Annotated in this window: 7 protein-coding genes and 2 tRNA genes; 7 read left to right on the plus strand and 2 right to left on the minus strand. The window is 69.7% G+C overall.

What is annotated here, in order from left to right:
* The first annotated feature begins 300 nt into the window (after nucleotides 1-300).
* Nucleotides 301-2,727 (plus strand): endopeptidase La, encoded by a 2,427-nt coding sequence (lon, locus tag AC2W7M_RS15170; RefSeq protein ID WP_486133072.1) that lies wholly within the window; start codon nucleotides 301-303, stop codon nucleotides 2,725-2,727.
* A gap of 213 nt (nucleotides 2,728-2,940) precedes the next feature.
* The gene (locus tag AC2W7M_RS15175; RefSeq protein ID WP_121622304.1) at nucleotides 2,941-3,219 is read left to right on the plus strand and encodes an HU family DNA-binding protein; all 279 of its coding nucleotides are present in this window, start codon (nucleotides 2,941-2,943) and stop codon (nucleotides 3,217-3,219) included.
* A 214-nt stretch (nucleotides 3,220-3,433) separates the two neighbouring features.
* On the opposite strand, the gene AC2W7M_RS15180 is transcribed toward AC2W7M_RS15175, so the two are convergent.
* Nucleotides 3,434-4,057, minus strand: coding sequence for an IclR family transcriptional regulator domain-containing protein (locus AC2W7M_RS15180; RefSeq protein WP_486133073.1), 624 nt, complete (start codon nucleotides 4,055-4,057; stop codon nucleotides 3,434-3,436).
* Complete coding sequence (locus AC2W7M_RS15185) at nucleotides 4,048-4,233, minus strand: helix-turn-helix domain-containing protein (RefSeq protein WP_486133074.1); 186 nt, start codon at nucleotides 4,231-4,233, stop codon at nucleotides 4,048-4,050. Before AC2W7M_RS15185 ends, AC2W7M_RS15180 begins: the two co-directional genes overlap by 10 nt.
* Nucleotides 4,234-4,310: 77 nt before the next feature.
* Here AC2W7M_RS15185 and AC2W7M_RS15190 point away from each other — a divergent pair, with 77 nt between their 5' ends.
* The 5 genes from AC2W7M_RS15190 to AC2W7M_RS15210 form a co-directional block, all read left to right on the plus strand.
* Nucleotides 4,311-5,279 carry a Bug family tripartite tricarboxylate transporter substrate binding protein gene (locus AC2W7M_RS15190; protein WP_486133075.1) on the plus strand — a complete coding sequence of 323 codons (969 nt, stop codon included), beginning with the start codon at nucleotides 4,311-4,313 and terminating at the stop codon, nucleotides 5,277-5,279.
* A 597-nt stretch (nucleotides 5,280-5,876) separates the two neighbouring features.
* A complete protein-coding gene (locus AC2W7M_RS15195) occupies nucleotides 5,877-6,461 on the plus strand; it encodes a M24 family metallopeptidase (RefSeq protein WP_486133077.1) in 585 nt (194 codons plus the stop codon).
* A 98-nt stretch (nucleotides 6,462-6,559) separates the two neighbouring features.
* Nucleotides 6,560-6,635, plus strand: a tRNA-Val gene (locus AC2W7M_RS15200).
* A 307-nt stretch (nucleotides 6,636-6,942) separates the two neighbouring features.
* Nucleotides 6,943-7,019: transfer RNA gene (locus tag AC2W7M_RS15205), tRNA-Asp, on the plus strand.
* Between the two features lie 128 nt (nucleotides 7,020-7,147).
* On the plus strand, nucleotides 7,148-7,944 hold a 797-nt coding region (locus AC2W7M_RS15210), incomplete at its 3' end, for an SGNH/GDSL hydrolase family protein (protein WP_486133076.1).

Consider the following 7,944-nt stretch of genomic DNA (forward strand, 5'->3'; position numbering starts at 1 on the left):
CCCCCGCGCCCGCGCGGCGCGGTCGCCGGCGCCGGCGGCGAGCCCTCCGGCATGCCCTTGAAATGGGTCGGTCGCCTCTCCATTCTTGGTCTGGAAAGTTCCGGTCTCGGGGCTCGAAGATCGTGTCTCCAGCGGCCCGGAGCACGCGCCGGCCGGCCTGCAGCGCAGGCGGGCCGGACCACGCGTTCTCCCTCAAAGCCGCGTCAGCATTGAAAATCGAAACCCGTCTCCGGCCGCGTGCACGCGCGGCGACGCCCCGTTTTGCGCTTTCGCGCGTGCAGCCTCTGAAAGGATTGCCCTATGACGAGCCCGAAGCCGCGTCCCCCGCTCGTTGCCGGAATGTCTCAGACCTTCCCGGTGCTTCCCCTGCGGGACATCGTCGTCTTCCCGCATATGATCGTTCCCCTGTTCGTGGGCCGCGAGAAGTCCATCCGCGCCCTGGAAGAGGTGATGCGCGGCGACACCTACATCCTGCTCGCCACCCAGGAGAACGCCTCGGATGACGATCCGGCCGCCGATGCCATCTACCGCGTCGGCACGCTCGCGACCGTGCTCCAGCTGCTGAAGCTGCCCGACGGCACCGTGAAGGTGCTGGTGGAAGGCGTCAGCCGCGCCCAGGTGACCCGCTACACCGAGCGCACCGACCTCTACGAGGCGGAGGCGATCACGCTGTCCGACGAGGAGGGCGATGCGGTGGAGGCCGAGGCGCTCGCGCGCTCGGTGGTCAACGAGTTCGAGAACTATGTGAAGCTCAACAAGAAGGTGTCGCCCGAGGTGGTGGGCGTCGTCGGCCAGATCGACGACCATTCCAAGCTCGCCGACACCATCGCCTCCCATCTCGCGGTGAAGATTCCCGAGAAGCAGGCGGTGCTGGAGACCGTGAAGGTCGCCGACCGGCTGGAGAAGGTGCTCGGCCTGATGGAGAGCGAGATCTCCGTGCTCCAGGTGGAGAAGCGCATCCGCACCCGCGTCAAGCGGCAGATGGAGAAGACCCAGCGCGAGTACTACCTCAACGAGCAGATGAAGGCGATCCAAAAGGAGCTGGGCGACGAGGAAGGCCGCGACGACCTGCAGGAGCTGGAGGACCGCATCAAGCGGACCAAGCTCACCAAGGAAGCGCGCGAGAAGGCGACGCACGAGCTGAAGAAGCTCCGCCAGATGTCGCCCATGTCGGCCGAGGCCACCGTGGTGCGCAACTATCTGGACTGGCTGCTGTCGATCCCGTGGGGCGTGAAGAGCAAGGTCAAGAAGGACCTCTCCTTTGCCCAGGAGATCCTCGACACGGATCACTATGGCCTCGACAAGGTCAAGGAGCGCATCGTCGAGTATCTCGCCGTGCAGAGCCGCGCCAACAAGCTCACCGGGCCGATCCTGTGCCTGGTCGGCCCGCCCGGCGTCGGCAAGACCTCGCTCGGCAAGTCCATCGCCAAGGCGACGGGACGCGAGTTCGTGCGCGTGGCGCTCGGCGGCGTGCGCGACGAGGCGGAGATTCGCGGCCACCGGCGGACCTATATCGGCTCCATGCCGGGCAAGGTCATCCAGTCCATGCGCAAGGCCAAGAAGTCGAACCCGCTCTTCCTTTTGGACGAGATCGACAAGATGGGCGCCGATTTCCGCGGCGATCCGTCCTCGGCCCTGCTCGAGGTGCTGGACCCGGAGCAGAACCACACCTTCAACGACCACTATCTTGAGGTCGACTACGACCTCTCGAACGTGATGTTCGTGACCACGGCGAACACGCTGAACATCCCGCCGGCCCTTCTGGACCGCATGGAGGTGATCCGCATCGCCGGCTACACCGAGGACGAGAAGGCGGAGATCGCGCGCAAGCACCTGATCCCCAACGCCATCGCCAAGCACGGCCTTGGTCCGAAGGAGTGGACCATCGACGACGAGGCGCTGATGACCCTGATCCGGCGCTACACCCGCGAGGCGGGGGTGCGCAATCTGGAGCGCGAGATCTCCACCCTCGCCCGCAAGGCGGTGAAGGAACTCGTCATCTCCAAGAAGAAGACGGTCAAGATCACGGTCAAGAACCTCGAGGATTTCCTCGGCGTGCCCCGCTATCGCTACGGCGAGGCGGAGATGGAGGACCAGGTGGGCGTCGTCACCGGCCTCGCCTGGACCGAGGTGGGCGGCGAGCTGCTCACCATCGAGGGCCTGATGATGCCCGGCAAGGGCAAGATGACGGTCACCGGCAACCTGCGCGACGTGATGAAGGAGAGCATCTCCGCGGCGGCGTCCTACGTGCGCTCGCGGGCGGTGGACTTCGGCATCGAGCCGCCGCTGTTCGAGCGGCGCGACATCCACGTCCACGTTCCCGAGGGGGCGACCCCGAAGGACGGGCCGTCGGCGGGCGTCGCCATGGCCACCGCCATCGTCTCGGTGATGACCGGCATTCCGGTGCGCCGCGACGTGGCGATGACCGGCGAGATCACGCTGCGCGGCAGGGTGCTGCCCATCGGCGGCCTCAAGGAGAAGCTGCTCGCGGCCCTCAGGGGCGGCATCAAGCGGGTGCTGATCCCCGAGGAGAACGCCAAGGACCTGGCGGACATCCCCGCCAACGTGAAGAACGCACTGGAGGTGATTCCGGTCTCGCGCATGGACGAGGTGCTCGGCTACGCCCTGGTGCGCCGTCCGGAGCCCATCACCTGGGAGGAGCGGCCGGTGAACGCGCCCGACACCCCGGTGGCCGATGAGGAGACCCCCGGCGTGGTCGCTCACTGAGCGATTTTCAAAGGGTTAAGGCCTATGACGGGGCGGCGCGCACCACGCGCCTGCCCCGTTTCTTTCGCACCCGCACATGCGGAAATCGTGCACTGGTGCGGGTTTGTCGTCGATGACGCTTGCAAAAGCCGCATTTTCCGTGAAGCTTCGCGCCGATCGCCTAGGGCTCGAACCCGCGCGATTCGAGTGTATTCAACGGAAGGGAATGGTCAGATGACCACCAAGAACGAACTGATCGCCGCGGTGGCTGAAGAGGCCAAGCTGACGAAGACGGCCGCGGCTGCGGCGGTGGACGCCACCTTCGACATCATCGCCAAGGCGCTGAAGCAGGGCGAGGAAGTCAAGCTGATCGGTTTCGGCAGCTTCTCGGTGGTGAAGCGCGCCGCCCGTGAAGGCCGCAACCCGCGCACCGGCAAGCCGGTGAAGATCAAGGCGTCGAAGGCGCCGAAGTTCACCCCCGGCAAGGGCCTCAAGGAAGCCGTCAACGGCTGAGACGCCGCTCAGTCAGGTCGCATGATCTGACGCACGTTGCACGCGTTGCGCGCCGCCCGGATGGGCTCCTGGCGCGCAACGCGGCACCGGCAAGAGTTCTGAAGGGCAGGGCGTCCTGAACGCCGGATTGAGCCAGCGCCGCTCTCCCGCACATTCCGCAGCCGATGGTCCGCTGGCTCGCCCGACGCAGGCCGTTTGGCCCTCGCCCTGACGCCTATCCTCCCGCCGCCGACAGCCCCTCGGCGGCCGCCAGCAGCTTGTCCAGCAGGTCGCCCTCCAGCGCCGCGCGCGAGGTGCGCGCCAGATTGGTGCTGAGATTGAGGGCGGCGACCACGGTGCCGTCCGCGTCGCGGATCGGCGCGGCGATGCCGCAGGCGCCCGGCTCCAACTCCTCGCTCACCAGCGCCCAGCCCTGCGCCTTCACACGCGCGATCTCCGCCATCAGGTCGTCGATGCCGGTCAGCGTCTGCCCGGTATAGGCCGGCCGCTCCGTGCCTTCGAGCAGCGCCCGGAGCGCCTCCGGCGCCGGCTGGGTCAGCAGCACCCGGCCCATGGAGGTGCAGAAGGCCGGCAGGCGGCTGCCCACCGAGAGCCGATTGCGCAGGATACGGGCCACGTCCGCCCGCGCCACGAAGGTCACCTCGGCGCCGTCAAGCACCGAGACCGCCACCGTCTCGTTGGTGGCGGCGGAGAGCGCCTCCACCACCGGGCGCGCGCGCTCGGCGATATCGAGCGACGAGAGATAGGAATAGCCGAGCCGCAGCACCCGCGACGTGAGGGAGAAGCGCCCGTCGGCGCCCTGGCGGGCGAGGCCGAGCGCCACCAGCGTCAGCAGCATGCGCCGCGCGCCGCCCGCGGCAGGCCGGTGCGCTGGGCCGCCTGGGCCATGGTGAGCCCGCCGTCCGCGCCCTCGAACGCCGACATCACCGCCAGCCCCTTGGCGAATGCCTCCACGAAGCCGTCGCCGCCCTTCGGCCATAAGGCGATGTCGGCGGCGGACCAGAGCTGCTTCACAGCCGCTTCCTTTCCCGTTAGAATGTTCGTATGGCGATCATATGTTCGTCTAACGAACAAATCAAGGGAGGGTCCTCATGTTTCTCACGCGTCTTGTTCCTGTTCTGGCGCTGGCGGCGCTGCTGCCGGCGGCCGCTTTGGCGGACGGCTTCCCCACCCGGCCGATCAAGCTGGTGGTGCCCGCCGCCACCGGCGGGCCGACCTTCATCACCGCCAAGATGGTGGCGGACATGATGACGGAGAGCCTGAAGCAGCCGGTGATCGTCGAGCCGGTTCCCGGCGCCGGCGGCAATACCGGGGCGCTCCAGGTGGCCCGCGCCGAGCCGGACGGCTACACGCTGCTGGTGGCCACCATCGGCACCCACGCCATCAACCAGACGCTCTACAAGAAGATGCCGTTCGACCCGATCGCGGACTTCGAGCCGGTGTCGCAGCTGGTTCAGTATCCCCTCGTGCTGGTGGCCAATGCGGACTTCCCGCCGAGCACGGTCCCCGAGCTCATCGCCTATGCCAAGGCCAATCCCGGCAAGGTGCTGCGCGCCTCCGGCGGCAGCGGCACCTCCATGCACCTCACCGGCGAGCTGTTCCGCTCCCAGGCCGAGGTGGACATGCCCCACGTGCCCTACAAGGGCAGCGCCCCCGCGCTCACCGACCTCGCCGGCGGCCACGTGCAGATCATGTTCGATTCGCTGATGACCGCCATGCCGCTGGTGAAGGCCGGCAAGCTTAAGGCGCTCGGCGTCACCGGCGCCACCCGCTCGCCCATCGCCCCCGACGTGCCCACCATCGCCGAGCAGGGGCTCAAGGGCTACCAAGCGTTCGGCTGGATCGGCGTGGTGGCCCCCAAGGGCACGCCGCGCCCGGTGGTGGACACCCTCGCGAAGGCGGTCGCCGAGGCGCTCAGGGACCCGAAGATCCGCGAGACGCTGATCGCCCAGGGCGCCGAGCCGGTGGGCTCCACGCCCGACGCCTTCCGCAGCTTCATCGCCGACCAGACCAAGCTCTGGGCGGTGGCGGTGAAGGCCTCCGGCGCGCAGGTGGAGTGAGCGGCATGACCTTCCATTCCGCTCCCCTGTCGATCCCCAAGGCGGAATTCGCCGCCCGCGTCGCCGCGCTCGCCGCGCGCGTGAAGGCGGAAGGGGCGGGGGCCTATGTGGGCACCCGCCTCGGTGCGCTGCACTATCTCGGCGGCGTCTTCATGCCCTGGCGCGGCGCCGTGGTGGTGACCCGCGAGGGCCATTGCGAGATGGTCTACTGGGCCATGGATGCCGAGCGCGCCCGCGCCGAGGGCTGCGCGCAGACCGTCACCGACTTCACCGGTTCGGCGCTGGTGGAGGGGGTGGCCGCGATCCTCGCGCGCCACGGCCTCTCCGGCCTGCCGGTGGGCGTCGACCTGGAGCATCCCGGTGCCGCCCAGGTGGCCCCCGGCATGCTCACCGCCGGCGAATATCTCGCGCGTCGGCCGGCGCTGCCCGAGGCAAAGCTGGTGAACGGCGTCGACTGGATCGACGACCTGATGCTCATCAAGTCGCCCGCCGAGATCGCGCTCTTGCGGCAGGCGGCGGTGGTCGCCGCCGCGGGCTTCGAGGCCGGCGTCGCGGCGGTGGCCGAGGGGGGTGAGCGAGAATCACGTGGCCGGCGTGGTGGAGGCGGCGATCCGCGATGCCGGCTCCTCCTGGGCCTGGGCCATCACCGGCGGCACCGAGGTGGGCGCGGGCGACCGCTCGGCCTATGCCCGCGGCGTCACCCAGCAGGCCACCGACGCGGTGATAAGGCGCGACCAGTTCGTGGTGATCGACTTGCATTCCATGGTGGGGGTCTATCTCTCGGACCTCTCGCTGCCGGTGTTCCTCGGCACGCCGACGGCCGAGCAGGCCGCCATCGCCGCCTGCTGGGAGGAGGCGGCCGCCACCATGCTCGCCGCGCTCCGGCCGGGGCGGGCGGTGAAGGACTGCGCCCTTGAAGGCCATGCGGTGTTCGCCCGCCACGGCTTCGGCGCGCTCGGCCTGCCGCTGTTCGGCCACGGCCTCGGCACCTGCGCCCGCACCCGCCCGTTCGTGAACCCGTCGAGCGCCGACACGGTCGAGGAGGGCATGGTGATCGCGCTCGGCACCCACCTCTATGTGCCCGGCGTCGGCGGGCTGCGGCTGGAATATCCGACCGTGATCACGGCCGAGGGCGGCGAGGGCCTCAGCGGCCTGCCGCCGAAGGTGCGCTATCTGCCCTGAGGCGGACGCCGGGGCGGGCGAGGGCCCGCTCCGGAACAAGGGAGGGTCGCGCCGCTCTTGTCCGGCCGGCCGCGCGGTGGTTTAACCGCGCGGACGCCGGGCGGTTAGCTCAGTTGGTAGAGCATCTCGTTTACACCGAGAGGGTCGGCGGTTCGAGCCCGTCACCGCCCACCATCCCTTCCCATCCCATCTCCCGGACCGCTGCGACACCCCCCGCCACCCGCGCCGCGTTTCGTCGCCGGAAGAACCGGAACGGGATCAGGCGGGATCGGCTGGGATTCGGCAGGACTCGCGGCGGACTTGCGCGCGACCCTGGCGGGACGTCTCGTCCCGCCTCGTGCCGCCCCGGCGCAGGCCGCCCACGGCGCCGCAGGCGGTGGGCAAAAACCGCCGGGAAATGCACAGGGCTTGCTTGACTTGGGGCGGGGGGTGCCTTACCACGCCGCTCTCCCCGGCGCACCGCCTCAGCGGACGCCGGCTCGGGGGTGTAGCTCAGTTGGTTAGAGCGCCGGCCTGTCACGCCGGAGGTCGCGGGTTCGAGCCCCGTCACTCCCGCCAGATTTCCCAATCTTCAGAATGACCTGATTTTCCGTTCGCGGCGCGAATTCGTTTGGCCGCCGCCGGCATTGGTGATTATGGGATCACGCCGCCCCGTCGCCGGGCGGGCTGCTTCGAGCCGTCCGATCATGGGCCTTTTCTCCGCCTCCCGCCTGCCGTCATGGGTCTGTGCCTTCGCCGTCGCCACGCTGGCGCTGCCGGCGCTCGCGTCGGAGCATCACAAGGCGCTCTGCCCGTTCGAGATTCCGGCCGACGCCCCGCCCTTCGCGCTGCCGCGCGAGGTGGGCGCCATCGGCGCCGGCGGGCCGCTGCGCATCCTCGCCATCGGCTCCTCCAGCACCGCCGGCTTCGGCGCCTCGGCAAGCGCGCGCGCCTATCCCGCCCAGCTCGCCGCGCGCCTCTCCGCCGCCCTCGCGCCCCGCGCCGTCACCGTCACCAATGGCGGCGTCTCGGGCGAGACCGGGCCGACCACCCTGCGCCGGCTGGAAGCCGCCATGGCGGCGCCCGAGCCGCCGCAGATCGTGATCTGGCAGGTCGGCACCAACGACGTGCTGTTCGGCGGCACCCCGGCGGGCCTGGAGGCGCTGGTCGCCAAGGGCCTCGACGCCATCGTGGCGGCAAAAGCGGTGCCGATCGTGATCGACCAGCAGTATTTCCGCGCCATTCTCAATCCCGGCCACTACGAGGCCTTCGTGGCGGCGGTGGAGCGGGCGGCAGCGGCCCGCGGGGCGGCGCTGCTCAACCGCTACGCCATCATGAAGCACTGGGCCCAGGCGGCGCCGCGCGCCTTCGACGGCATCATGGCCTTCGACCGCTTCCATATGGGCGACCGGGGCTATGCCTGCCTCGCCGACCTGCTGGCCGCCGGCATCCTCGCCAAGCCCCCGCCGGCTGTGCCCCCGGCAGCGGCGCGACCGCGCCGGCG

It is taken from the genome of Xanthobacter sp. BG11Y11_SDJG (assembly GCF_057364445.1).

Bases quoted from the DNA above. Each gene is read 5' to 3' on its own strand.
- lon (WP_486133072.1), top strand. From the start codon at position 301: ATGACGAGCCCGAAGCCGCGTCCCCCGCTCGTTGCCGGAATGTCTCAG.
- AC2W7M_RS15180 (WP_486133073.1), bottom strand. From the start codon at position 4,057: ATGCTGCTGACGCTGGTGGCGCTCGGCCTCGCCCGCCAGGGCGCCGAC.
- AC2W7M_RS15175 (WP_121622304.1), top strand. From the start codon at position 2,941: ATGACCACCAAGAACGAACTGATCGCCGCGGTGGCTGAAGAGGCCAAG.
- AC2W7M_RS15190 (WP_486133075.1), top strand. From the start codon at position 4,311: ATGTTTCTCACGCGTCTTGTTCCTGTTCTGGCGCTGGCGGCGCTGCTG.